Raw genomic sequence first — 24041 nt, 5'->3', positions numbered from 1 at the left:
CCGATCGCCCCCGCATCGACCCCCACCCCGGAGAAGACCACCAGATGAGCTCAGAACTGCAGCAGACCTTCGCCCGAGTCCGAACCGAGGTGGGCAAGGCCGTCGTCGCCCAGGACGGTGCCGTGACGGGCCTGATCGTGACCCTGCTGGCCCAGGGTCACGCCCTGCTCGAGGGCGTCCCCGGCGTGGCCAAGACCCTGCTCGTGCGCGCCCTCAGCCACTCGCTCTCGCTCGACACCGCCCGCGTGCAGTTCACGCCCGACCTGATGCCCGGCGACATCACCGGATCGCTCGTGTACGACGCGAAGTCGGGCGAGTTCGAGTTCCGGGCGGGGCCGGTGTTCACCAACGTCCTGCTCGCGGACGAGATCAACCGCACGCCTCCCAAGACGCAGTCGGCGCTGCTCGAGGCCATGGAGGAGCGCCAGGTCTCGGTAGACGGCGTCAGTCGCGCGTTGCCGACCCCGTTCCTGGTCGCGGCCACCATGAACCCCGTCGAGTACGAGGGCACCTACACGCTGCCCGAGGCCCAGCTCGACCGCTTCCTGATGAAGCTCACGCTCGACCTGCCGCCGCGCGAGGCCGAGGTCGAGGTGCTCGGCCGTCACGCCGCCGGCTTCTCGCCCCGCGACCTGCGAGCCGCGGGCGTCACCCCGGTCCTCGGGCCCGACGACCTCGCCCGCGCCCAGGCGGAGGTGGCCCGGGTCGGTGCCTCCCCCGACGTGCTCGCCTACATGGTCGACCTGGCCCGGGCCACGCGCGAGAGCCCGTCGGTCAAGATCGGCGTGAGCCCCCGAGGGTCGACGGCCCTCCTCGCCGCCTCGAAGGCCTGGGCGTGGCTGACCGGCTTCGACCACGTCACGCCCGACCACGTCCAGGCCATGGCCCTGCCCGTGCTGCGACACCGCCTGCAGCTGCGGCCCGAAGCCGAGCTCGAGGGCGTCGACGCCGACGCCATCGTCCGCTCGGTGCTGCAGCAGGTCCGGGTCCCGCTCTAGCCATGGCGATCACCGGTTGGTTCGTGGCGCTCGTCGCGCTCGGCGTCGTGCCCGTCGTCCTGACGGGCAGCGGATGGGCGATCGTCGGCTGGCTCGGCGTCGTCGCCGCGCTGACGGTGCTCGACGTGGCCCTCGCGGCGTCGCCCCGGTCGCTCACCATCCGGCGCGAACTGCCGGGGGCGATCCGTCTCGGCGAGAGCGCACCCGCCCGGCTGACCGTGGTGAACGACGGCCGACGCACGCTGCGCGGACTCGTGCGCGACGCATGGCAGCCGTCCGCCGGAGCGACCCCGACCCGCCGTCGCCTGTCCCTGCGACCGGGGCGGGCCGCGACGCTCACCGTCACGCTGACCCCGTTCCGCCGGGGCGAACGCCGCGCCGGCGGCGTCACCGTCCGCACGGTCGGTCCCCTGAGGCTCGCCGGTCGACAGGCGACGCACGAGGTGCCGGGCGCGGTCCGCGTGCTCCCGCGGTTCTCGTCGCGCAAGCACCTGCCGTCCCGTCTGGCCCGTCTCCGAGAACTCGACGGGCGCACGAGCGTGATGATCCGCGGCCAGGGCACCGAGTTCGACAGCCTGCGCGAGTACGTGCGAGGGGACGACGTCCGCTCCATCGACTGGCGGGCGACCGCACGCCGCGACGACCTCGTCGTGCGCACCTGGCGGCCCGAACGCGACCGTCGGGTGGTCGTCGTGGTCGACACGGGGCGGACCTCCGCGGCCCGCATCGACGACGAACCGCGGCTCGACACGGCCTTCGAGTCGGCATTGCTGCTCGGGGCGTTGGCCTCGCGGGCGGGCGACCGGGTCGACGTCGTCCTCTTCGACCGACGGGTCAGGGGACGGGTGCAGGGTGCGACCGGGCCCGCCCTGCTCTCGTCGATGGTCGAGACCATGGCCCCCGTCGAGCCCGAACTGGTCGAGACCGACTGGGCCGCGGTGCCGGCCCTCGTCCGCTCGGTCACGTCCCGTCGGGCGCTCGTCGTCCTCGCGACCACGGTCGACAGCCCCGGTGCCTCCCGCTCCTTGCTGGCGGCGATCCCCCAACTGACCCGCCAGCACCTCGTGGTCGTCGCGTCGGTCACCGATCCGGCCCTCGACGAGACGGTGATGCGACGGGTCACCCGTGACGAGGTCTACCGGGCCGCCTCGGCCGAGCGGGCCCGACTCGACCAGGGCCGGGTCGCCGCCGCCCTGCGTCAGGTCGGCGCCGACGTCGTGACCGGAGCGCCGGCCGACCTGCCCCCCGCCCTCGCCGACCGCTACCTCGCGCTCAAGGCGGCCGGCCGCCTCTGACGCAGGCTCGGTGGCCGACGACGCGGGATCAGTCGGCCACGAGTTGTGTGGCCCCGGCCTCGAACTCGTCGAGGTCGCCGGTCTGTCCCGCCCGGTGGGCCCGTCCGCCGAGCAGCCACTGATAGGCCAGGAACCCCAGGAGGGCCACGGTGCCGATGCCGATCTTGATCGGCCAGGGCCAGGCCTGCCGGGTGACGAACCCCTCGATGACGCCCGAGACCAACAACGAGAGCATCAACCCGACCGCGATGGTCACGAGCGCGCGTCCGTCCTGGGCCAACGCCTGCCCCCGGGTGCGGGCACCGGGTGCCACCCAGGACCAGAAGATCATCAGACCGGCGGCCCCGGCGACGAAGATGCTGTAGAGCTCGAGCTGACCGTGCGGAGCGATGTACAGGAAGAACTGGTCCAGCCGCCCCTGGTCGGCCATGAGCCCGGCCGAGATCCCGACGTTCATGGCGTTGCTGAGGATCGCGTAGGGAACCCAGACCCCGGTGATGCCGAACGCCACGCACTGCGCGGCGATGTAGGCGTTGTTCGTCCACACCTGGCCGGTGAACGACGTCGAGGCGCTCTCGGAGTAGTAGTTCACGAAGTCCTGCTCGGCGAACTGCCGGCGGAACTCCTCGCTGCCGAACGAGGCCAGCAGCGCGGGTGTGTTCGCGGCCCAGGTCGCGAACACGGCCGCGACGACCACCGTCACGAGCGTCAACACGAGCGACAGCCACCGCACGCGGTAGAGGGCGGCCGGCAGCTGCACGACGAAGAAGGTCGGCAATTGGCTGAACAGGTTGCGACCCGCGCCCGTGAACCGCAGGCGTGCTCGCGACAGGGTCATGGAGAGCCGGTCGGCCACGACCGAGTCGCCGGTGGCGGTCTTCAGCGCCGACAGTTGCCCGGCCCCCGACTGGTACAGGCGGACGAGCTCGTCTGCCTCGGGCCCGCTCAGTCGCCCGCGCCGGGCGAGGCGCTCGAGCTCGGCCCAGTCGTGGCCGTGGGCGGCGGCGTAGGCGTCGATGTCCATTCTGCTTAGATACTAGGCATGTCCCGCACGAAGGCACGAGGCGCCTCCCCGGTGGTGCTGCGACCCGACCAGGTCGAGGCCTTCACGGCGGGTGGGGACGAACTGGTCACGGGCGAGGCGGTCGCCCTCGACCTCCGACCGACGAGCTTCGTGTTGCGCGCGGCCGGGGTGCTCATCGACTACCTGGCCTACGCCCTGCTGCTCGTCGGTGCGTTGGTGCTCGTCTCGTTGCTGAACGACGGCGGGGTGCTCGACGACGCCCTGTCACAGGCGTTCCTCGTGGCGTCGATCGCGATCTGCTTCATCGTCGTGCCGACGGTGGTCGAGACCGCGAGCCACGGGCGGTCCCTGGGCAGACTCGCCGTGGGCGCGCGCATCGTCCGCACCGACGGAGGGGCGATCGGCCTGCGCCACGCCCTCACCCGAGCGCTGGTGGGGCTGCTCGAGATCGTGTTCACCAGTGGCGGCCTGGCCGTCGTCGTCGCCCTGCTGAACGGCTCGTCGCGGCGTCTCGGCGACCTCATGGCCGGCACGTACAGTCGCAACGAACGCGTGCCCAAGGCCGCTCACGTGGTCTACGGCGTGCCGGCGCACCTGCAGGGGTGGGCCGAGATCGCGGACGTGGGGCGCCTGCCCGACGGCCTGGCCCGTCGCATCGCGTCGTTCCTGCAGCAGGCGCCGCAGCTCTCCCCGGCCAGTCGGCGACGCGTCGCCGACGAGTTGGCGGCCGAGACCACGCCCTACGTCTCGCCCGTGCCGTCCGGCGACCCGGAGTTCCTCCTGGCCGGCGTCTCGGCGCTCCGGCGTCGGCGTGAGTCCGCCGCCCTCGCTCGCGAGTCCGCGTTGCTCGACCGCCTCACCCCGGCGCTGACCGAGACGGTCCGGGGCTTCCCCCGGCGCTGACCCGCGTCGCCGTCGAGCCCGGCCTCCGCGTCAGGACCGGACGAGCCTCGCGATCGCCGCCGAGGCCTCGCGGACCTTGGCGTCCGCGACGTCGCCTCCCTCTCGGGCCGCCTGGGCGACGCAGTGGGCGAGGTGGTCTTCGAGCAACTGGAGCGCCACGGTCTCGAGGGCACGGGTCGCGGCACTGACCTGCGTCAGGACGTCGATGCAGTACGTGTCGTCCTCGACCATGCGCTGGATGCCCCGGACCTGGCCCTCGGCGCGGCGGAGGCGCTTGACGATCTGTTCCTTGTCGCCGCTGTAGCCGACGTGCGTCGCCGTCGCGTGCTCACCCTGCTGCGCCACCCGCGCCTCCTCGTGTGTCGTCCGGTCACGCCGTGTCGACCGGTCCCGCCAGGATACCCCCAGGGGGTAACCGCTCCGCCCGTTCGGCCGCACCCGGCCGACCGTCAGCCGCGGATGAGCCCGAGCACGTCGTCGCGGACGCGCTCCATGCCGGCGGGCGTCGCCGCCTCGGCGTTGAGGCGCAGCAGCGGCTCGGTGTTCGACGGCCGGACGTTGAACCACCAGAACCCGTCGTCGGACGAACCACTGACCGTGAGGCCGTCGAGCTCGTCGAACTCGCCGACCCCGGTGTAGGCCTCGACGATGCGGGCGTACGCCGCCGGCACGTCGGTGACGGTCGAGTTGATCTCGCCGCTCGCCGCGTAGGGCGTGTACCGGTCGGTCAGGGTCGAGAGGGGCTCGGCCTGCGACCCGAACTCGGCCAGGACGTGCATGGCGGCCAGCATGCCGTTGTCGGCGCTCCAGAAGTCGCGGAAGTAGTAGTGCGCCGAGTGCTCGCCCCCGAAGATGGCCCCGGTCGCCCTCATCTCGTCCTTGATGAGCGAGTGGCCGACGCGGGTGCGCACCGGCGTCGCGCCGGCCGCCTCGATGGCCTCGGGCACCGCGCGGGACGTGATGAGGTTGTGGATCACCGAGATCTCGACGTCGGGCTCGGCGGCCCGGACGCGCGCGATCTCGCGGACGGCGACGATCGCCGCCACGGCCGACGGGGTCACGGCGTCACCCTTCTCGTCGACGACGAAGCAGCGGTCGGCGTCGCCGTCGAACGCGAGGCCCAGGTCGGCCCCGTGCTCGAGGACGGCCTTCTGCAGGTCGACCAGGTTGGCCGGGTCGAGGGGGTTGGCCTCGTGGTTCGGGAAGGTGCCGTCGAGTTCGAAGTACAGCGGGACGATCTCGATCGGCAGCTTCGGCAGCCCGGCGGCCTCGCCCAGCACGGCCGGGACGGTGAGCCCGCCCATGCCGTTGCCGGCGTCGACGACGACCTTGATGGGCCGGATGCCCGCGAGGTCCACGAGACCGCGGAGGTACGCGGCGTAGCCCGGCAACGCGTCGTGCTCCCGCACGGCGCCCGGCTCGGCGACGGCCTCGATGCCGTCGGCCAGGAACGAGGAGGCGCGGTCACGGATCGAGCTCAGCCCCGTGTCGAGGCTGATGCCCTGGGCGCCCGCCCTGCTCATCTTGATGCCGTTGTAGGTGGCCGGGTTGTGGCTCGCGGTGAACATGGCCGCCGGGGCGTCGAGCGAGCCGGAGGCGAAGTACGACTCGTCGGTCGAGCACAGGCCGAGGGCGACCACGTTCGCACCCCGGGCCCGGGCCCCGCGGGCGAAGGCCTCGGCGAAGCCCGGCGAGGAGTCCCGCATGTCGTGACCCACGACCAGGTCGTGGCCGGCGCCGTCGATCTCGTCGGCGAAGGCCGCACCGAACGCCTCGACCACCTCGTCGGTGAGCTGGGTGCCGACCAGTCCCCTGACGTCGTAGGTCTTGACGAAGGCGGTCAGGTCGACGGGGGCGTTCTCAGAGGTCATGACCCAAAACTACCCGGCGCAGGACCTCCCAGCCCTGCGGGACCGACAATGAGCCCGCGTGGCGGGCGCACAGGTCGTAGCCGTGCGGCTCGACGCGGTCGCTCAAGGGCCCGACCACGACCATCGAGTCGGCGTACACGTAGGTCAGCGTGGCGACGGCCTCGTCGTGGCACGTCACCTTGCTGCAGGGTCGACCGTTCATCTGCCCGACAGACTATCGCGAGGGTCCTCGGGGGCCGACCCGCGCCTCCTGGGCGGGCCTACGATGGGTTGATGAGCAGGCCCCGCCGCGCACGCGTCACCGACCGCTCCCGTCGGCGCGACCGCCATGGACGCGGGCTGCGGTCGTCCGCCGCCGGGCCTCACCTGCCCTTCCTGCGGACGAGGGTCGACCTCTTCGACGACATCGTCGCCGCCACCGCCGACTACCTCCGCGAGGCGTGGCCCGACGAGCTCGCCGACACGTCGTTCGAGGTCGCCGGCCTCCCCGCCGAACCGGACCGCACCCGGGTCGAACGGTGGTCCGTCGACCGGGCCGCCGGCCGGGTCGTGCTGTACCGCCTGCCGATCGAACGGCTCGCCCCCTCGCACGACCGGCGGGGGGCGGCCGAGGACGAGTGGAACCACCGGGTGCTCGTCGAGGGCTACGTGTTCCGAGCCGTCGCGGACCTCCTCGGCAAGGACCCGTGGGAGCTCGCTCCCGACCGCTGGCGCGACGGCTGACGCGCGACGGGGTCGTCGGGGTCGTCGGGGTCGTCGGGGCGTGTGCCCCCGACGTCAGGGGTAGACGGTCACCGGGGTGGACGCCGGCAGCGGCGAGGTCACCGGCCAGGCGGCGACGGCTCCGGGGGCCGAGAAGCTGACGCCCGCGCGCAGGTCGTCGGCGTTCCCGAGCCGGACGGCGTCGCCCCGTTGCACGTCGACGCCGACCGTCGACCCACCGGGTACCTCGACGTCCCGCTCGTCGCCGTCGCCCACCGTGACCTCGGCCGTGACGGCGTCCTGGCCCGGGTTGGCGAGCCAGAGGCGTCCGCCCTCGCCGTCGGGCACGACCACCTCGGTGTCACCGGAGAGACGGGGCGACGAGGCGGCCCAGCTGAGGTCGACGCCTCCCGCGTCCGCGGCGACCGTGGAGGTCCGGGCGGCCACGGCCACGGCCGTCGACGACCGGACGGTGGCCGTGTAGACGCCGTCCTCGAGCCCGTCGATCGGGACGTCGGTGACGCGCCCGCCTTCGACCCGGGTCTCGAACGAGGTGCCGGTGCCGTCGTCGGTGGCCAACGAGACGCTCAGCTGCGAGGGACCCTGGCCCGGGACGAGGACGCGCAGCACCGACTGGAGGTCGGAGGACGACGGGTCGGCGAGTGCTCCCTCGAGGTTGGCGGAGTCGCGGACGACGATCCCCGTGACGACCGACTCGCGAGACGGCGCGGCCGAGCCGGTCACGATGTCCACCCCACCCGGTTCGAGGGTGCGGACGACGCTCTGCTGGAGCGTGGCGACGATCTGCCCGCCGCGACTCGACACGTGGACGGCCGGCGAGACGAGTCCGGTCGCGAAGCCCGAGAGCGGAACCACCTTCTGGCTGCGGGGCGCGACGACGATCCCGTCGATTCCGGGGCCCTGCACCTCGCCGGTCTCGGAACGGATGTCGAGGTCGACGGTGGCGTTGACGTCGCTGGGGTTGACGAGGCTGATGAGCGACACGCGTCCCGTCTCGGTCGAGCCGCCGATCAGCCAGGTCGAGCTGGTGGGCTCGGTGCAGGGTGCCGAGGCGAAGCCGCGCAGGTCGCCCTCGTCGACCGATTGGCTCTGGGCGGCCGCGACGAGGGGCACGTCGGTGCCCTCGACGGGTGCCGTGACCACGGACGGTCGCGAGTCGCTGCTGTCGGCACCGGCGAGCTCGTCGACGTCGACGTCGCCCTCGCTCGATTCCCGGGCCACGGCCGCTCTACCCACCGAACTGGCGGTCGTGGCCTGCTGCCCCTCGGCGTCCGAGAGCTGCAACAGGGCACCGGTGCAGACCCGCTGCTGGTCGACCGGCACGGGCGTCACGAGCTGCCCCGCCGGCACCGTCTCGAAGGAGGGGAGGCGGACGACCGTGGCACCGCCGACGACCGCGGCGGCGACGGCCAGACCGACGACGCCGACCGCGACGCGTCCCGTCGTGGAGAAGACCGATCGCTTATTCATCTCGCTCCTCGTCGAAGGTCGTGGCGGGCTGCTCGGCCTCGGGCGTCCCGGCCCGGGATCGACGTCGTCGCGGCGACGTCGGGATGGCGAGCAACAGGGCGGAACCGAAGACGAGTCCCCAGCTGATCAGGACGATCGGTCGCAGCGGTCCCGCAGCCGGACGCGCCTCGCGCTCGTCCTGCGCCTCCACGTAACGCCAGAGGAGGCCGTTGGACGTGTCGCCCACCGGCAGGAAGTCGGCGTCGGCGTCGAGCGCCTCGCCCGCACGCTGGCCGAGCCGGTCGGCGTCGCCGTCGTCGTCGGTGGCCGTCAGCAACACGAACCCGACGCCCAGTCGACGCAGGTCGTCGGTCGGGTCGAAACCGCTGCGGCTGACGAGGTTGCCGGCCAGGACGGTGAGGTCCTCGTTGACCGAGGTGAGGCGTGGGGCGGTCGAGTCGAGCGTCGACTGGTCGTCGAGCGTCGCTCCTTGACCGTGCTCGAGCGACACGGCGAGCGAGCCGTCCGACTGGGGCGTGAGGACGAGCGTCCCGACGTCGGGTGTCGCCTCGGCCTCGGCGGTGACGTAGGCCGACAGGATGCGCCCCGAGCTCGGACGGACGTCGGCCACAGGGCCGAACGACGCGATCACGGTGGGGGCCGCAGCGGCGACCGCCAGCACGGCGACCAGGGCGCCGGCCGGCGGGGCGACCCGGGGCAGCCGGTCGAGGGTCACGGCCGCGGCGCCGACGAGCCCCAACAGGTAGAGGCTCAGTCCGCTGCCGGCCCAGATCGTGGTCGTGTCGCTGCCGACGCCCGTGACGGACACGTGGGTCGCGGCGACGGCCGTCAGGTAGCCGAGCAGGGCGAGCGAGAGGGCGGGGACCGCGCGGCGCTGCGAGCCGACGAACGGCGAGGCCACGGCGAGCAGCGCCAGCGGGGCGATCGCGACGGCGACCAGGACGGCGAGCGTGGCGGACGAGAAACCCGTCCAGGCGATCAGTGCCGTCCAGCCGTTGAGGCCCGTCTCGGGGGACGTGAGCAGCAGCTGCAGCGGTGAGGCCGGGTCCGACCTCGTGGGGACTCCGGGGTCGGCGAACACGGCCCACCACGTGCCCCGCTGCAGCTGGGCGACGACGAGGGGCGCGAAGAGGGCCAGCGCGGGCAGCGGCACCGCCACGAGGCGATGGGTGCCGCGGGGGCGGCTGACGATCGACCCGAGCCAACCGACGAGGAGGGCCGGCACGAGCGAGGGAGCGGCCGCCGCGACGACGGCGAACAGCAAGGAGGCGGTGGCCCCGGCCGTCCACGACCTCGCGGCCCCGATCATGGCCCAGACGAGGAACGGCAGCGCCACGTGCGCGAGGACGGCACCGAGGTGACCGGACTGCAGACCCGAGAGCAGCGGGGACGAGAAGGCGTACAGCGCCGCGGCGACGGCCGGCACCCAGGTGCGGCGGGTCACGCGGCGGGTGGCGAACCACGCGCCCAGCGCGGAGAGCGGCAGGGCCACGAGGTAGACCCCGAGGACCGCGGTCGACGGCGACCAGGGCGTCAGGGTGCCGAGGACCGCGACGAGCGCGGCGAACGGGTCCGAGGGGCCGAGGAACCCGGTGCCGATCTCGCGCCAGCCGTAGCCCACCGACGACCAGAGCTGACCCACCGAGGTGCTGAGCGGCAGGAGTCCCCCACCCGTGACGGCCGGGTTGCCGAGCAGCGGCAGGAACGCCACCACACCGACGACGGCGGTGACCAGCACGACCCAGAGGCCGCCCGAGTGGACGAAGCTCGCCCGGGGGTCGGGTGCGTCCTCGACGCCGGCGACCTGTGCGTCACGTTCGGTGACCCGTCGTTCTCGGAGCATCGCGCGGGACGCGCGCAAGGGCTCCACCGAGCTCCAGCCGACGCTCTTGGTCCGGGCGAGGGCCCGACGAGCCGAGCGCACGTGCGAGCCGCCGAAGGCAGCCCGGAACGCGGTGGCGAACTCGCCCACCACGGCTCCCGGGTTCTTGGTGAGCAGGTGCCAGACGCTGCGCACGACCGCCAGCGGCACCAGGCTGAGCCAGTGCAGCGGCAACAGGGCGGCCGCCGAGTAGACGAGGCGCCGGTGCAGTTGGGCGGCACGGTGCAGGCGCGCCCGGCGGGCGTGCCCGACGGGCCCGTGGCCGAACTCCTCCGGCGGCCCGGCACTGTCGACCTTCGCGTCGGGGACGAGGACCACCCGGTGACCGGCGAGGCGGGCACGGATCGAGAAGTCGAGTGCGGCGTCGACGTGCGGCAGCGCGGGGTCGAAGCCGCCCAGGGCGTTCCAGACCGTGCGACGGACGAGCATGCCCCCCGCCGCGACGCCGAGCACGTCGTCCGTGACGTCGTGCTGGCCCTGGTCGAGTTCGTTCTCGACGCGGGCGAGCGAGGCGCCGTACCGGGTGACGGTCTCGCCGAACTCGGCGATGACACCGGGCTGGCCCCACCGCATCAGCTTGGGGCCCGCGACCGCGACGGAGGGCGACACCTCGACGGTCGTCATGAGGCGCTCGAGCGCCTCGGGCGCGGGTGCGTTGTCGTGCCCGAGCAGCCAGACCCACTCGTCGGGGTCCCCGTCGCCCGGGTCGGAGAGTCGCACGCCGTGCGCGGCGGCGGCACCGAACGTCTTCGCGTCGGGAAGCGAGGCCAACTGGGCGGCGCCGCTCAGCGACAGCCGACCCGCGGCCGAGTCCTTGCCGCCCGTGTCGACCACCACCAATGCCTCGGGGGGCCGCGTCTGACGCGACAGTCCGTCGAGGGTTCGGTCGAGGTAGGTCGCTCCACCAGGGGCGACGAGGATCGCTGTGACTCTCGGCTGCATGACTCGTGCAGCCTAGGTCGCACCGGCGCGGGCACCGGCTCGGCGCGCCGACGCGACGGGCGAGACGTGCCGACCCGCGCCTCCTGGTCCCCGCGACCTCGGGCCATCACGACGGAACGGCACCGACCCGGAGGGGTCGATGCCGTCGGAAGCCGAGGAGGCGCGGGTCAGGCCCGCTTGCGGAGCTTGCGACGCTCGCGCTCGGACAGCCCGCCCCAGATGCCGAAGCGCTCGTCGTTCTGCAGGGCGTACTCGAGGCACTGGGCCCGGACGTCGCAGGAGGCGCAGATCTTCTTGGCGTCGCGCGTGGAGCCGCCCTTCTCGGGGAAGAACGCCTCGGGATCGGTCTGGGCGCAGAGCGAGTCCGCCTGCCAGGCCAGCTGGTTCTCGTCGTCGGCGACGATTGTGCGCGACGACGATCCGATGCCGGGGACGCCCAGCTGGATCGGGTCGACGTGCCAGTCGTCCGGGACGCCGGCGCGGTTCTCGTGGATGCCCACAGCGCATCTCCCCTCGTGTCGATCGCCCGTGAATGTACGCGACAAGGTAATTACACCGGTGTCATTACCCATCCGTCAAGTCGAGGGCCAATAAACCCTCCACCCCCCGATCAGGGGCAAGGGAGCCCCGGCGTGTCGGGGGACGTTTCGACGGGAACGGGTGATGTCGGGTACGTGGCGGACGGTCAACCGCGAGGCGCGGCCTGCCAGGCGCTGGTGACCATCTCGAGCAGCGTGTGCCGCATCTCCCAGTCGAGGTCGCGCGCCGCCAGGCTGCCGTCGGCGACGATGCGGTCGGGGTCGCCGGGACGACGCGGGGCGATCTCGGGCGTGAAGTCGATGCCGGTGCCCTCGCGCATCGCGGTCATGATCTCGGCGACCGAGACGCCGCCGCCCGAACCGAGGTTGTAGGCCGGCTCGACCGGCTCGCCCGCGTCCAGTCGGCGGGCCGCCGCGACGTGCGAGACCGCCAGGTCGGCGACGTGGACGTAGTCGCGGACGCACGTCCCGTCGGGGGTGTCGTAGTCGTCGCCGTTGATGCGCGGGACGCGGCCCTCGGCGAGCGCGGCGAAGACGAGCGGGAAGAGGTTGTGCGGGCTGGCGTCCCAGAGGTCGGGCCGACCCGAACCCACGACGTTGAAGTAGCGCAGGCTGGTGTGGCGCAGGCCCTCGGCCACCCCCTGGTCGCGCAGCAGCCACTCGCCGATCAGCTTGCTCTCGCCGTAGGGAGACGCGGGTGCCTTGGGCGTGTCCTCGGTGACGAGTTCGGTCGGCGGCGTGCCGTAGACGGCCGCGCTGGACGAGAACACGATCCGGTCGACGCCCCGGCTCGACATGGCCTCGAGGAGGCGGGCGGTCCCCGTGACGTTCTGGTCGTAGGTGTGCAACGGCCGCTGGACCGAGACCCCGGCGTACTTGTAGCCCGCGACGTGGACGACGCCGGTCACGCCGTGCCGGTCGATGGTCTGCTCGATCAGCTCGCGGTCGAGGAGGGAACCCCGGACGAACGGGACGTCGGCGGGCACGAAGGCCTCGAGGCCGGACGAGAGGTCGTCCAGGACGACCGCGTCGATGCCCGCCCCCGTGAGCTCGCGGACGACGTGAGAACCGATGTACCCGGCACCGCCGGTGACCAACCATGACATGGGGCCAACCTATCGGGTGCCCGACGGGTCACGGGTGCCACCACGAGCGCCGGGTGGGGCGCGCGGAGCCGGACGTCACGCGGAGCGGACGGCTCCGCCCGGCCGCTCGGCCCGGCTCAGGCCGGCGTCGCCACGTAGGCGGTGCCGCCGCCGGTCATCGCGAGTCGGACCTCGTCGGGGGTGACGAACGCGGACTCGCCACGACCGAGCCGGATGGTGCCGTCCTGACCCTTGACGTGGACCTCTCCGGCGGTGACCAGGACGATGCTCGGACCGCCGATCTCGACGACGGCCCCCGGACCCTCGGCGTCGACCCGCAGCATGGCGAAGCCCGTGCCGGGAGGCGCGAAGCGCTCGACCCCCCGGGCGACCGTGGTCGGGTCGAGACGGGGGACGGGCAGTGGTTCGAAGTCGAGGACCTTCAGCAGCTCGGGGACGTCCACGTGCTTGGGAGTCAAGCCGCCGCGCAGCACGTTGTCGGAGGGCGCCATGAGCTCGACGCCGAAGCCGCCCAGGTAGGCGTGCACGTTGCCGGCGGGCAGGAACAGCGCCTCCCCGGCACGCAGCGTCACCCGGTTGAGCAACAGCGAGACGACCACGCCGGGGTCGCCGGGGTAGCGCTCCGCCAGGTCGACGACCGTGGCGATGCCCGCGCCGTCCGCCCGGTGGGCGGCGGCGAGTTCGCTCACCGCCGCGATGGCCGCGGACGACTCGTCGTCGCCCTGGAAGAGGAAGGCCAGGGTCGACCGCAGGGACTCGCCCAGGTGTCGGCGGAGCAGGTCGAGGCGCCCCGAGCCGTCGTCGAGGAGGTCGAGGTCGGCCAGGGTCCGGGCCGGCTCGCGGAACCCGCAGAGGGCGTCGAAGGTGTCGCTCAACGCCACGATGATCTCGGGCTTGGCCGAGGAGTCCTTGTAGTTGCGCTCGGGGGCGTCGAGCGGGATGCCCGCGGCGTCCTCGCGCGCGAAGCCCTCGCGGGCCTGCTCGGGGGTGGGGTGCGCCTGGATGGACAGCGGGCCGTCGGCCGCGAGCAACTTCAGCAGGAACGGCAGGTGGTCCCGGTCGCGGCCGAGCGCCCTGCCCGGCTCGGCGGCGAACCAGTCGGCGAGGGTGTCGGCACCACCCACGACCGCCGGGGCGACGACGACGCTCGGCGAACCCGGGTGCGCACCGAGCCACAGCTCGGCCTCGGGGCGGCCGCTCGGTCGACGACCGAGCAGGTCGGCGATGGCCGTCGTCGAGCCCCAGGCGTAGTCGCGGGGCGTGTTGGTGATGGCGAGGAACATGGCTTTACCTGCTTGTCGGAGGTCGTGCTTGGTCGCCCCCTACAAAGCGGTGAGGTCGACGACGCCGGGGCGTTGATCAAAGCTACCAACCCCTTGGCGGCGGCTGGGGCGCTGCCTAGGCTCCTGTCGTCCCGACACGAAGCAATGGAGCACGGATGTCATCAGCGACCCTCACCTCGTTCACCTCCCTCGTCAGCGACTTCTACGGTTACGAGGACCTCCTCTCGGACCGCGAGAAGGGCGTGCTGGCCGACCTGCGCCACTACCTCGAGACCGAGGTCAAGCCCGGGGTGAACCGCCACTGGGCCGACGCGACCTTCCCGCACGAGATCGTGAAGGGCCTCGCCGGCCTGGGCCTCTTCGGCATGCCGTGGGAGGAGACGCGCCCGTTCGAGAACTCCGCCGTCTTCCGCGGCTGGGTCGCGCTCGAGCTCGCGCGCGTGGACGCGTCCGTCGCGACCTTCGTCGGCGTGCAGAACGGACTCGCGATGGGCTCGATCGGCGTCGGCGGCTCGCCCGAGCAGCGTGCCGAGTGGCTGCCCCGCATGGCGAGCGGTGACCTGGTGGGCGCCTTCGGCCTGACCGAACCGCTGTCGGGGTCCGACTCGGCCCAGGGACTCCGCACGATCGCCACCCGCGACGGCGACGACTGGGTGCTGAACGGCTCCAAGCGGTGGATCGGCAACGCCACGTTCAGCGACATCACGATCATCTGGGCCAAGAGCGCCGAGGACGGCCAGGTCAAGGGCTTCATCGTCCCGACCGACACCGCCGGCTACAAGGCGACCAAGATCGAGGACAAGCAGAGCCTCCGCATCGTCCAGAACGCCGACATCACCCTCGAGGACGTGCGCGTGCCCGAGAGCCACCGACTGCAACAGGCCGATTCGTTCCGCAGCACGGCGGCCGTGCTGCGCCTGACGCGGGCCGAGGTCGCCTGGGCGGCCGTGGGCAACTCGATCGGCGCCTACGAGGCCGCCCTGGCGTACGCCAACGAGCGCGTGCAATTCGGCAAGCCCATCGCCAAGCACCAGCTGATCCAGGACCTGCTGGTGAAGTGCATCGGCAACATCACCGCCTCGATCGGCATGGTGGTGCGGTGCTCGCAGATGCTCGACGAGGGCACCCAGCGCGACGAGCACGCCTCGCTCGCCAAGGCGTTCACCACGGCCCGCATGCGCGAGACGGTGGGGTACGCCCGCGAGGTCATGGGCGGCAACGGCATCGTGCTCGAGTACGACGTGGCCCGGTTCTTCGCCGACGCCGAGGCGCTGTACAGCTACGAGGGGACCCGCGAGATGAACACCCTCATCGTGGGCCGCAGCATCACGGGCCAGGCGGCGTTCGTCTGATCCGGGAGGGGCGGCCCCCGGTCGCTCCTCCGCGCCTCCCCCGTCGTCTAGCCTGGTGCCCATGACCACGACGTTGCCCGCGCGGCCCGCCCGGACGGTACCGACGCGCGGAGCCACGACGTTCGCGACGCTGGCGTTCCTCGTGTTGTTCGGTGGCGACGTCCTCCGCAACGGCACCGGCTGGTGGGGCTGGGGGGCGGCCTGCGTGGCGATGGTCGTCGCCGCCGTCGTCCTCGTCGTGCGGCATCCGCCCCGGGTACGGACCCTCCCGCGCCTCCTCGTCCTCTTCCTGCTCTTCGCCGTCGTCTCGATCGCGTGGTCGCAGTACCCCGCCGGCTCGGCGATCGGCATCGTCCTCACGCTGATGACGAGCGTGGGCGCCCTGGCGGTCACCGTCGTCGCCTCGTGGCCGACCATCGTGACCGCCCTCGGTCGGGCCTTGCGCATCCACGTCGTGGCCTCCCTGCTCTTCGAGGTCGTCGTCGGACTGGTCGTCCGCCGGCCGGTCTGCCCGGTGTACCTGGACTGCACGGATCGGCCGGCGGCGTGGTTCTGGTCGCGCGACGTGCTCTTCGAGGGCGGTCGCATCCAGGGGCTGCAGGGCAACAGCAACATCCTCGCGATCATCGCCCTGCTCGCCCTGATCGTCACGGCGGTCCAGGCGGCGGACCGGTCCATCGGTCGCGGCACGGCGATCGTCGGTCTCGTCACCTCGCTCCTGGCGCTCGCCCTGACCCGGTCGGCGACCGTCGCGGTGGTCGCGGTCGCCGTCGGCCTCGTGTCGCTGCTGGTGGTGGCGACCCGACGCCGCGAGCCCGGCCGCCGGGGGCCCGTCCTCGGCGTGGCGGCGCTCGTCGTGCTGGCGGCCGTCACGGTGGTCGTCCTCGCCCGCGGCCCGCTGCTCGCGCTGCTGGGGAAGAGCGGCGACCTGACGGGTCGCACCGACATCTGGTCGGCCGTCTACGACCTCGGCGTCCAGCACCCCGTCGTGGGCTGGGGTTGGGTCAGCTACTGGTTCCCGTTCGTCGAACCGTTCACCGACCTCGCCGAGCGCAACGGCGTCGTGTACCTGCAGGCGCACGACGCGTACCTCGACGTCTGGTTCCAGCTGGGCTGGATCGGCCTCGCGTTGTTCGGGCTCACGATCGTCGGCGTCGTCCTGAGATCGTGGTGGTGGGCCGTCGACCGCCGCATGCTCTCGCGCGGGGTCGCAGCGCCGTGGTCGGCCCTCGACCTGTTGCCCTTGCTGCTCGTGACGGCCCTGCTCGTCCACGGGTTGACCGAGTCCCGGCTGATCGTCGAGTGGGGCTGGGCCACGTTCGTGGTCGTCGTGCTCGTGACGCGCCGCGACCCCTTCGGCTGGACGGGCCACGACCGGTGACGTCCGGCCACGGCCACGGGTTCGACCGCAGCCGCGATCCCCTGCGCCGGTACCTCTCGGCCTGGATCGGCTTCTCGGCCGGCGGGCACTTCTCGCAGGCCCTCTCGGTCGCCATCGTGCTCTACGCGTTCTCGACCCAGTCGGTCCGCGCCCTGATGGGGTGGCCGGGCTCGCTCGCCGTCCTGGGCACCCTCGTGGTGCTCGCGACCCTCTCCCTGGTCGGTGGCCGACACCACATCGAGTGGCACGGCATCCTGCCGGTGTCGCTCATCGCCCTGTTCGGCTTCATGGCCCTCAGCGTCTTCTGGAGCGAGTACACCTGGGTCACCGTCGGCGGTGTGGCCTACGCGGTCGGGTTCGGCGCCCTCGGGCTGTACCTGGCCCTGGGCCGCGACCTGGTCCAGGTGGTGCGGGCCTTCGGGGACGCGCTCCGCATCCTGCTCGTCGTGTCGCTGTCGCTCGAGGTGCTGAGCGGGCTGCTGATCGACCAACCGATCGCGTTCCTCGGAATCCAGGGCAACCTCGCCGCGGGCGGTCCGATCCAGGGCATCTCGGGCACGCGCAACTACCTGGGCTTCCTGGCGACGCTCGCGGTCATCACGTTCGCCGTCGAGTTCCTCACCCGGTCGGTCCCTCGGCGGCAGGCCGTCGCCTCGGGCGTGCTCGCCCTCACGGCGCTCGGTTTCGCCCGCTCCCCCGCGACGGCGATCGCGGTCATCGTCCTGATCGTGGCGGGAGTGGCGCTCGACGCGCTGCGCCGGGCTCCCGAGTCGAGACGGTCGCTCCTGCAATCGGTCTTCGCGGTGATCGTGGTGCTGGGTGGTGCGCTGGCATACGCGGGTCGCTCGCGCCTCCTGGACGCGGTGGACGCGACCAACGACCTGTCGGTGCGATCGCTGCTCTGGGCGCGCATCCGCGAACTGGCCGCGGTGCACGACATCGTCGGCTGGGGCTTCGTCGGGCAGTGGCCGACCGGGATCTTCCCGTACTCGACGATCATCGCGCCGAGCGGCCGACCGCACGAGACGGGGCTCAACGCGTTCTTCGACATCTGGCTGCAACTGGGCCTGGTCGGCGGGTTGCTCCTCGTCGTGGCCGGCACCCTGGCGTTCGTGCGCAGCTGGATCACGGCGTCGGGTCACCCGATCGTGGCGTACGTCTGGCCGGCGCTCGTCCTGGTGCTGATCGGGGTCACCGCCGTCGCCGAGAGCTTCGTGTTGTTCGAGGGAACCCTGATGACCTTCGTCGCCATCGCGACGATCGCCGCCCGCAAGCGGTCGTGGCGGTCACGGCTGCCGCAGGCTAACCGCCGCTAGGAGGCGCGGCTCGGTCGGGTGCCGTCGCGGACGTCGGTCGCCGGTCGCGACCCGGCGCGCTGCTTCAGTCCTCGACGACCCAGCGCGGCCCGGGGCGGTTGCCGAGCAGGGTCTGCAGGCGGCGTCGGAAGCCCCACTGCGTGACGCGCAGCATGGCCTCGACGACGATGGCCTGGCTCATCTTGGACTCGCCGAGCTCGCGTTCGCGGAACTCGATGGGCACCTCGACGACGCGCCCCCCGCCGTCGAGGACGCGGAGGGTCATGTCGACCTGGAAGCAGTATCCCTTCGAGTCGATGCCCGTGAGGTCCATCGCTTGCAGCGCCTCACGGGTGTAGGCCCGGAACCCCGCCGTGACGTCCTTGAGCTGCAGTCCGAGGGCGAGGCGGGCGTACAGGTTGCCGCCCCGGCTCAGGACCTGGCGCGAGACCGGCCAGTTGATGACCGAGCCGCCGGGAACCCACCGCGAGCCGATCGCGAGGCTCGGCGTGCCGGGGCCGGACGCGCTGACCAGGGCGATCATCTCGGGCAGCTTCTCGGGCGGGTGCGAGCCGTCGGCATCCATCTCGACGACGACGTCGTAGCCCCGCTCGAGGCCCCAGCCGAAGCCCATGACGTAAGCGGAACCGAGCCCGAGCTTGCCCGTGCGGTGCATCACGTGGATGCGGGGATCGGTGGCGGCCATCGTCTCGGCCAACTCACCGGTGCCGTCGGGGCTGCCGTCGTCGACCACGAGCACGTCGATCTCGGGGGCCGCGGCGAACAGGCGCCCCAGGATGAGCGGGAGGTTCTCGACCTCGTCGTAGGTGGGGAGGACGACGAGGGCGCCGGCGCCGGTGTGCGCGGAGGAGGTCATGCGATCGGGTGGCTTTCGGTACGGGGGCGGCAGGGTGCGTCCATCATTCCACGGCTGCGCCAGGGCCTCATCCGCGCTCGTCGAGCGTCGAGCAGTCGGCTGCCACGAACCAGCCGGTCGGGGCGATCGGCACGAGGGCCTTGCCGTCGTCGAGCACGACGTCCCCGCTGCGGCACTGGTCGACGACCTGGTCGTAGTTCGACTGCCACGGGCCGTAGTCGCTGCGGAGCACGTGGTCGAGCTGTGGGTGCCACAGGACGGCCCCGGCGAAGGCGGCGAGGAGGACGGCGCCCGCGACCGTCGTCACGGCGCGGCGCCGCGCGAGGAACGCGTCCGCGGCGAGGGCGACGGCGGTCAGGAGCAGCATCGACGGCACGAGCGCGTACCTCAGGTAGCCGGACGTCGCCAGCCAGCCCGGGCCGTTCAGACCGTATTCGGTGAGCCCGCTCGCGTTCGCGACGATGCCGGCGGCCCAGAGGAGCGGTGCGTAGACGACGAGACCCAGGACCAGCCAGAGACGTCGACGCCGCCCCGCCACGGCGGCCCAGCCGGCGCAGAGGACGATGCCCGCCAGCACGAGTACCGCGATGCCCCAGGACGTCTCGACGAGCAGGTCGGAGGCCGTTCCGGATGACGCGACGAAGGTCGACATGACCGGCTGAGCCAGGAAGCTGAGGACGAGGTCGGTCAGATCGGGTGCGGGGTAGGTCGACGCCGGACGGGGGAAGGCCCACGAGGTCCACAGCTGCACCGCCACCCCCACGAGCAGGGCACCGGACACCGGCCACGAGCGTCGGTGCCGGACGGTGACGAGGACGAGGGGAACCAGCAGGAGCGACTGGACCTCGGTGAGCGCGCAGACGAGGACGACGCCCGCCTGCAGGCCGCTGCCCCACCAGGTGCGCGGCACGTGCAGCACCGCCCAGAACAAGAGCCAGAGCAGGTACCAGTGCAGGTTGGCCAGGTTGCCGGACACCTCGATCGGGGCGATCGGGGCGAGCACGGTCACGGCGGCGATCGCCACCCGGGCGGCCGAGGACACGACGTACTGACGACTGAGGACGAAGACGAGCGCGGTCACGAGGCCGACCACCCCGCAGCAGACCGCAGCGATCACGTGGGCCACGTCCCCGAGATCGCCCACGAGAACCGCCAGGTCGGTCGCCAGGCGCGCGCCGAGGTGCTGATAGCCGGCGTAGGGGGTCACGAGGGACTCCCAGGGGCCCAGGTCGAGCCGCTGCGAGAGGAAGATCGGGCCGTCCTCCGCCCAAAGGGTCGACCTCGCCGCCTCGGGGAGGCGCCACCACGACACGAGGGCCGCCACGACACCCAGCGCGGCAGCCGTGCCGACGTCGAGGACGAGGCGGGGCGCTCGTCGCGCGTCGGCGGCATCGTCGTCGACGAAGTCCGCCGACCGGTCGGTCGTGGTGTTCGGAAGCGCTCGGGTCACCGGACGATTCTCCTGCATCCCCGTCCGGGCGCGCTCCCCCGGCGCGCCGGGTGCCGGCCGGGTCGACTGTTAGCATCACTGCATGGTCTCGTTGGAGAAGACGCTCATCGTCATGCCCGCCTTCAACGAAGAGGCCGCGGTCGGAGACGTCGTCCGAGAGGTGTTCGGCGCCCTGCCCGGCATCAGCGTGCTCGTCGTGAACGACGGATCGCGGGATCGCACCGTCGAGGTGGCCCGTGCCGCGGGCGCGACCGTCCTCGATCTGCCCTTCAACCTCGGTGTCGGGGGGGCCATGCGTGCCGGGTTCAAGTTCGCGCGGGCCAACGGCTTCGAGAACGTCGTGCAGGTGGACTCGGACGGGCAGCACGATCCGGCAGGGGTCCCGCTGCTGCTGAAGGCCCTGGAGTCCCACGACGTCGCCATCGGCGCCCGGTTCGCGGGCGAGGGCGACTACGAGGCGCGCGGGCCGCGCCGCTGGGCGATGGTCGTGCTCGCCACGGTCGTGAGCCGCATCGCCCACACGCCCTTGACCGACACCACCTCCGGATTCCGGGGGGCCGGCCCGCGGGCCGTCGAGATCTTCGCCGAGCACTACCCTGCCGAGTACCTCGGTGACACCGTCGAATCACTCGTGCTCGCCGCCCGGGCCGGCTGCCGCCTCACCCAGGTGCCGGTGTCCATGCGGGTCCGGGCCGGCGGCATCCCGTCACACGATCCCGCCAAGGCCGCCGTGTACCTCGGACGAGCGTGCCTCGCCCTCGTCATCGCGCTGTGGCGGCCGCCCCTGTCCCTGCGCAGCGACGCGGGGGTCGCCGCGTGAGCGTCACGACCTACGTCTTCGGCATCGTCTCGGCCCTCTTGGTGCTCGTCGTCGTCTTCGAGTTGTTGCGTCGTCGCCGCGTCCGCGAGCGCCACGCCCTGTGGTGGATGGTCGCGGGCACCCTCGCGCTGCTCATCGCCGTCTTCCCGCACGTCCTGACGGGCTTGGCCGGACTGCTCGGCATCGCCGTGCCCACGAACCTCGGATTCTTCGTCTGCGTGGTCGTCCTCTTCCTCGTCTCGGTGCAACACAGCGCCGAGCTGACCATCCTCGAAGAGAAGTCGCGCACCCTGGCCGAACACGTGGCCCTCCTCGACGAGCGCGTCTCCCGTCTCGACCGCGCTGCGGACAGGAAGGCCTCGGCGGACGACGTGGGTGCCACCGGCCGTGGCGTGACGACGTCGCACCCCGAGGGCGATGCCACCGGGCACGAACCCGACGCGGGCCTGCGGACCGACGAGCCCACCGACCGGGCCGGCCGCTCATGACCGCGTCGCCCCGCGTCACGGTGGTGACGCTCGCCTATGGTGACGAGGCCGTGCTGGACCGAGCCGTCCGTTCGGTGCTCGACTCGACCGGCGTCGACGTCGACCTCGTGTTGGTCGACAACGGGTGCACGAGCGACGCCGTCCGCGACCTGCCCGATGATCCACGGCTGCGGATCGTGACCCCCCACGAGAACCTCGGCTTCGCAGGCGGTGTCAACCACGGTGCCCGCTTCGCGGAGGGCGAGTTCCTGGCCCTGGTCAACTCGGACGCCGAGGTCGCACCGGACGCCCTCGCCAAGCTCGTGGCGGTGGCCTCCCGTCCCGGCGTGGGCATCGCGACGGGCAGCATCCGGCTGGCATCCGATCCCGGACGCATGAACTCGGCAGGCAACCCCGTCCACGTCGTCGGCCTCAGCTGGGCCGGCGGCATGAACGAACCGGCGAGTGACCACGCCGCCCAGACCCTCGTGGCCTCTGCCTCCGGTGCAGGCCTCGTCCTGCGTCGCGACCTCTGGACGCGCCTGGAGGGATTCGCCGACGAGTACTTCGCCTACCACGAGGACGTCGATCTCAGCTGGCGCACCTGGCAGGCGGGACTGACCGTCGTCTACGTCGCTGACGCCGTGGTGATCCACCACTACGAGTTCAGCCGGAACCCCCTCAAGATGTTCCTGCTCGAGAAGAACCGACAGATCTTCCTGCGGACCGCCTACGGTCGACGCCTGCGCGTCGTGACCTGGCTGCCCGTCACCGCCCTCGGACTCGTCATGACCCTGGTGGCCCGGAGCCAGGGGTGGGCTGCCGAGAAGAAGCGGGCCGATGCCTGGGTCCGTGACAACGCCGCGTGGATACGACAACGACGTCGGTGGGTGCAGAGCCGGAGGGTCGTGTCCGACCGAGACCTGGCCCCGCTGCTCTCGGCCACCCTGGACCAGCAGGTGTTCCCGCTCCCCGCCGGCGCCGGCCTCCTGCAGGCGTCGATGCGCCTCTACTGGAGGGTTGCGCGCTCGCTGCTCTGATCCACGTCCGGTGACGACGCCGACGGGCGACGGCCGACCGACAACAGGACGACGACCACGAGGTTGACCGTCGAGCCGACCAAGAAGCCGATGCTGCCGGACGACACTCCCGCCGTCGGGCCCGACGCGACCATCACCGTGACGCCCGCGACGAACCCGGCCACCGAACTGAGGGCCACCTCGCGGGACCGACCGGCGGCGAGCATGAGGGCCGCCGGGATGAGCGCGACGGTGAAGACGTAGACACCCAGCATCAGGAATCGCAACAGGGGTACCGCCGCGTCGCCCTCGGTCGGGTAGAACAGCGGCAGGTACCACGGAGCGAGCAGGACCATCGCTCCGAAGAGGAGAGCCGACCCCCCCGCGAATGCCAGGAACAACGACAACGGCCCACGGTGGCGCAGCGACGAACTCGTCGCCCGGTGGGCGAACGCGGGGATCACGATCTGACTGACGGCCTGGCCGAGCATGGACGCGGGAGTGGCCAGCGTGAAGGCTGCTGCGAAGAACCCGGCCGCGTCGCCCGGAGCCCAGACCTGGGCCGAGATCATGGCCAGTTGGAGCAGGCCGTTGGTCGTCAACCCGGCCACCACGTTCCATCGGGCGAAACCGAGGACGGGCGAGACCTCGAGCTCGGGTCCCGCCAGACGGTTGCCACGGGGCAGGCAGGCGACGGCGAAGACGAGGTAGCCGACGGTCAGGGGGACGAGCACCCAGGTGCCCTGACCGGTGAGGCAGACCACGATCAACAAGCCGAGCGCGCCTGCGGCCGAGACGGAGTCCCAGAGCGCGACACGGGCGGCGCCGTGACGCCCCAGCCGACCGCCGCGGGCGTAGGCGTAGAGCCCGTAGCCGACGACGAGCCCGGCGGCGGACACGGCCACGAGAGGAGAGTTGCCGAGAGCCATGGCGACGGGCACGGTGGCCACGCCCAGGAGCAACGACGAGGCGAGCATGGTCCGTCCGAGGACACGGACGAGGGCGGCATCGGAGACGCGGCGGTGCAGGGCGAGGGCGAGGAAGCGCGAGGCGGTGTTCCCGGCCGCCGTCGGCCAGAGCAGGGCGACGAAGATCGACAGGGACAAGAGGGTCGAGGCGTGCCCGAGTGCTTCCGTGCCGAAGGTACGTCCGATCAAGACCGTGTAGACGAGACGGCTGACGCCCTGAGCGCCGATCCCGACGGTCGAGAGAAGGGCCGCCGAGGCCATCGCACCGTTCTTCCGCTCCACCGTCGTCGCGGTCGCGCCCTTCACACTCATGGCGTCAGCCTACGGTCAGCCAGATCGAGGTAGCGCCCACCATCGATATCATCGTCGGGGCCGC

General features: G+C 72.2%; 22 protein-coding genes. 10 read left to right on the top strand and 12 right to left on the bottom strand.

All coding sequences use genetic code 11. The features are described from left to right. Window positions 1-44 precede the first annotated feature (44 nt). Both IFT79_RS05620 and IFT79_RS05615 read left to right on the top strand, forming a co-directional pair. A complete protein-coding gene (locus tag IFT79_RS05620; RefSeq protein WP_056046296.1) occupies window positions 45-998 on the top strand; it encodes an AAA family ATPase in 954 nt (317 codons plus the stop codon). Window positions 999-1000: 2 nt separating this feature from the next. Continuing rightward, a complete protein-coding gene (locus tag IFT79_RS05615; RefSeq protein WP_173151159.1) occupies window positions 1001-2293 on the top strand; it encodes a DUF58 domain-containing protein in 1293 nt (430 codons plus the stop codon). Window positions 2294-2321: 28 nt separating this feature from the next. Here the strand turns inward: IFT79_RS05615 and IFT79_RS05610 are convergent, their stop codons facing one another. After that, a complete protein-coding gene (locus IFT79_RS05610; RefSeq protein ID WP_056046300.1) occupies window positions 2322-3317 on the bottom strand; it encodes a stage II sporulation protein M in 996 nt (331 codons plus the stop codon). Between the two features lie 18 nt (window positions 3318-3335). Here IFT79_RS05610 and IFT79_RS05605 point away from each other — a divergent pair, with 18 nt between their 5' ends. Then, the gene (locus IFT79_RS05605; RefSeq protein ID WP_082460291.1) at window positions 3336-4220 is read left to right on the top strand and encodes an RDD family protein; all 885 of its coding nucleotides are present in this window, start codon (window positions 3336-3338) and stop codon (window positions 4218-4220) included. Between the two features lie 30 nt (window positions 4221-4250). On the opposite strand, the gene IFT79_RS05600 is transcribed toward IFT79_RS05605, so the two are convergent. The 3 genes from IFT79_RS05600 to IFT79_RS05590 form a co-directional block, all read right to left on the bottom strand. Beyond that, the gene (locus IFT79_RS05600) at window positions 4251-4502 is read right to left on the bottom strand and encodes a metal-sensitive transcriptional regulator (protein WP_233568399.1); all 252 of its coding nucleotides are present in this window, start codon (window positions 4500-4502) and stop codon (window positions 4251-4253) included. A gap of 167 nt (window positions 4503-4669) precedes the next feature. Then, window positions 4670-6091 (bottom strand): phosphomannomutase/phosphoglucomutase, encoded by a 1422-nt coding sequence (locus IFT79_RS05595; RefSeq protein WP_192123207.1) that lies wholly within the window; start codon window positions 6089-6091, stop codon window positions 4670-4672. Then, window positions 6081-6293, bottom strand: coding sequence for a DUF3499 family protein (locus IFT79_RS05590; protein WP_056046306.1), 213 nt, complete (start codon window positions 6291-6293; stop codon window positions 6081-6083). The genes IFT79_RS05595 and IFT79_RS05590 overlap by 11 nt, the downstream gene beginning before the upstream one ends. A 71-nt stretch (window positions 6294-6364) precedes the next feature. Between IFT79_RS05590 and IFT79_RS05585 the strand changes: the two genes are divergently transcribed. Beyond that, entirely contained in the window at window positions 6365-6814 is a 450-nt protein-coding gene (locus IFT79_RS05585) for a metallopeptidase family protein (protein ID WP_056046308.1), read from the top strand. Window positions 6815-6868: 54 nt separating this feature from the next. On the opposite strand, the gene IFT79_RS05580 is transcribed toward IFT79_RS05585, so the two are convergent. The 5 genes from IFT79_RS05580 to manA form a co-directional block, all read right to left on the bottom strand. Beyond that, window positions 6869-8284, bottom strand: coding sequence for a DUF5719 family protein (locus tag IFT79_RS05580; RefSeq protein ID WP_192123205.1), 1416 nt, complete (start codon window positions 8282-8284; stop codon window positions 6869-6871). Beyond that, window positions 8277-11108 carry a glycosyltransferase family 2 protein gene (locus tag IFT79_RS05575; protein WP_192123203.1) on the bottom strand — a complete coding sequence of 944 codons (2832 nt, stop codon included), beginning with the start codon at window positions 11106-11108 and terminating at the stop codon, window positions 8277-8279. Before IFT79_RS05575 ends, IFT79_RS05580 begins: the two co-directional genes overlap by 8 nt. Window positions 11109-11275: 167 nt before the next feature. Continuing rightward, window positions 11276-11608, bottom strand: a complete 333-nt coding sequence (locus tag IFT79_RS16020) for a WhiB family transcriptional regulator (RefSeq protein WP_173151170.1) — start codon at window positions 11606-11608, stop codon at window positions 11276-11278. A 185-nt stretch (window positions 11609-11793) separates the two neighbouring features. Further along, window positions 11794-12753 (bottom strand): UDP-glucose 4-epimerase GalE, encoded by a 960-nt coding sequence (galE, locus tag IFT79_RS05565; RefSeq protein ID WP_056046313.1) that lies wholly within the window; start codon window positions 12751-12753, stop codon window positions 11794-11796. Between the two features lie 116 nt (window positions 12754-12869). Further along, complete coding sequence (manA, locus tag IFT79_RS05560) at window positions 12870-14036, bottom strand: mannose-6-phosphate isomerase, class I (RefSeq protein WP_192123201.1); 1167 nt, start codon at window positions 14034-14036, stop codon at window positions 12870-12872. Window positions 14037-14191: 155 nt separating this feature from the next. On the opposite strand from manA, the gene IFT79_RS05555 reads away from it, so the two are divergent. The 3 genes from IFT79_RS05555 (at window position 14192) to IFT79_RS05545 (ending at window position 18085) form a co-directional block, all read left to right on the top strand. Further along, window positions 14192-15388, top strand: coding sequence for an acyl-CoA dehydrogenase family protein (locus IFT79_RS05555; protein ID WP_192123198.1), 1197 nt, complete (start codon window positions 14192-14194; stop codon window positions 15386-15388). A gap of 61 nt (window positions 15389-15449) precedes the next feature. Beyond that, on the top strand, window positions 15450-16769 hold the full coding sequence (locus IFT79_RS05550) for an O-antigen ligase family protein (protein ID WP_192123196.1): 1320 nt from the start codon (window positions 15450-15452) through the stop codon (window positions 16767-16769). After that, window positions 16766-18085, top strand: coding sequence for an exopolysaccharide production protein (locus IFT79_RS05545; protein WP_192123194.1), 1320 nt, complete (start codon window positions 16766-16768; stop codon window positions 18083-18085). The genes IFT79_RS05550 and IFT79_RS05545 overlap by 4 nt, the downstream gene beginning before the upstream one ends. Before the next feature lie 64 nt (window positions 18086-18149). Here the strand turns inward: IFT79_RS05545 and IFT79_RS05540 are convergent, their stop codons facing one another. Together IFT79_RS05540 and IFT79_RS05535 are read right to left on the bottom strand one after the other, a co-directional pair. After that, window positions 18150-18941 (bottom strand): polyprenol monophosphomannose synthase, encoded by a 792-nt coding sequence (locus IFT79_RS05540; RefSeq protein ID WP_192123192.1) that lies wholly within the window; start codon window positions 18939-18941, stop codon window positions 18150-18152. Window positions 18942-19008: 67 nt separating this feature from the next. Next, window positions 19009-20391, bottom strand: coding sequence for a hypothetical protein (locus IFT79_RS05535; protein ID WP_192123190.1), 1383 nt, complete (start codon window positions 20389-20391; stop codon window positions 19009-19011). 82 nt (window positions 20392-20473) lie between these two features. Here IFT79_RS05535 and IFT79_RS05530 point away from each other — a divergent pair, with 82 nt between their 5' ends. Genes IFT79_RS05530 through IFT79_RS05520 form a run of 3 tightly spaced genes read left to right on the top strand, consistent with a single transcriptional unit; the run spans window position 20474 to window position 22718 of the window. Continuing rightward, complete coding sequence (locus tag IFT79_RS05530; protein ID WP_192123187.1) at window positions 20474-21211, top strand: glycosyltransferase family 2 protein; 738 nt, start codon at window positions 20474-20476, stop codon at window positions 21209-21211. After that, on the top strand, window positions 21208-21699 hold the full coding sequence (locus IFT79_RS05525; RefSeq protein WP_082460294.1) for a DUF2304 domain-containing protein: 492 nt from the start codon (window positions 21208-21210) through the stop codon (window positions 21697-21699). The genes IFT79_RS05530 and IFT79_RS05525 overlap by 4 nt, the downstream gene beginning before the upstream one ends. Further along, window positions 21696-22718 carry a glycosyltransferase family 2 protein gene (locus tag IFT79_RS05520; protein ID WP_192123185.1) on the top strand — a complete coding sequence of 341 codons (1023 nt, stop codon included), beginning with the start codon at window positions 21696-21698 and terminating at the stop codon, window positions 22716-22718. Before IFT79_RS05525 ends, IFT79_RS05520 begins: the two co-directional genes overlap by 4 nt. Here the strand turns inward: IFT79_RS05520 and IFT79_RS05515 are convergent. After that, the gene (locus IFT79_RS05515; protein ID WP_192123183.1) at window positions 22688-23977 is read right to left on the bottom strand and encodes a lipopolysaccharide biosynthesis protein; all 1290 of its coding nucleotides are present in this window, start codon (window positions 23975-23977) and stop codon (window positions 22688-22690) included. The two genes, IFT79_RS05520 and IFT79_RS05515, sit on opposite strands and share 31 nt — an antisense overlap. Between the last annotated feature and the right edge of the window lie 64 nt (window positions 23978-24041).

It is taken from the genome of Frigoribacterium sp. CFBP 8759 (assembly GCF_014841655.1).
GTDB lineage: Bacteria > Actinomycetota > Actinomycetes > Actinomycetales > Microbacteriaceae > Frigoribacterium.
This window is presented reverse-complemented; position numbering and strand designations above follow the sequence as displayed.

Excerpts from the sequence above, each read along its gene's own strand:
- IFT79_RS05520 (WP_192123185.1), top strand. The coding sequence starts at position 21,696 with ATGACCGCGTCGCCCCGCGTCACGGTGGTGACGCTCGCCTATGGTGAC.
- galE (WP_056046313.1), bottom strand. The coding sequence starts at position 12,753 with ATGTCATGGTTGGTCACCGGCGGTGCCGGGTACATCGGTTCTCACGTC.
- IFT79_RS05575 (WP_192123203.1), bottom strand. The coding sequence starts at position 11,108 with ATGCAGCCGAGAGTCACAGCGATCCTCGTCGCCCCTGGTGGAGCGACC.
- IFT79_RS05540 (WP_192123192.1), bottom strand. The coding sequence starts at position 18,941 with ATGACCTCCTCCGCGCACACCGGCGCCGGCGCCCTCGTCGTCCTCCCC.
- IFT79_RS05620 (WP_056046296.1), top strand. The coding sequence starts at position 45 with ATGAGCTCAGAACTGCAGCAGACCTTCGCCCGAGTCCGAACCGAGGTG.
- IFT79_RS05590 (WP_056046306.1), bottom strand. The coding sequence starts at position 6,293 with ATGAACGGTCGACCCTGCAGCAAGGTGACGTGCCACGACGAGGCCGTC.
- IFT79_RS05585 (WP_056046308.1), top strand. The coding sequence starts at position 6,365 with ATGAGCAGGCCCCGCCGCGCACGCGTCACCGACCGCTCCCGTCGGCGC.
- IFT79_RS05595 (WP_192123207.1), bottom strand. The coding sequence starts at position 6,091 with ATGACCTCTGAGAACGCCCCCGTCGACCTGACCGCCTTCGTCAAGACC.
- IFT79_RS05550 (WP_192123196.1), top strand. The coding sequence starts at position 15,450 with ATGACCACGACGTTGCCCGCGCGGCCCGCCCGGACGGTACCGACGCGC.
- IFT79_RS05515 (WP_192123183.1), bottom strand. The coding sequence starts at position 23,977 with ATGAGTGTGAAGGGCGCGACCGCGACGACGGTGGAGCGGAAGAACGGT.
- IFT79_RS05615 (WP_173151159.1), top strand. The coding sequence starts at position 1,001 with ATGGCGATCACCGGTTGGTTCGTGGCGCTCGTCGCGCTCGGCGTCGTG.
- IFT79_RS05555 (WP_192123198.1), top strand. The coding sequence starts at position 14,192 with ATGTCATCAGCGACCCTCACCTCGTTCACCTCCCTCGTCAGCGACTTC.
- manA (WP_192123201.1), bottom strand. The coding sequence starts at position 14,036 with ATGTTCCTCGCCATCACCAACACGCCCCGCGACTACGCCTGGGGCTCG.
- IFT79_RS05605 (WP_082460291.1), top strand. The coding sequence starts at position 3,336 with ATGTCCCGCACGAAGGCACGAGGCGCCTCCCCGGTGGTGCTGCGACCC.
- IFT79_RS05580 (WP_192123205.1), bottom strand. The coding sequence starts at position 8,284 with ATGAATAAGCGATCGGTCTTCTCCACGACGGGACGCGTCGCGGTCGGC.
- IFT79_RS05610 (WP_056046300.1), bottom strand. The coding sequence starts at position 3,317 with ATGGACATCGACGCCTACGCCGCCGCCCACGGCCACGACTGGGCCGAG.
- IFT79_RS05530 (WP_192123187.1), top strand. The coding sequence starts at position 20,474 with ATGGTCTCGTTGGAGAAGACGCTCATCGTCATGCCCGCCTTCAACGAA.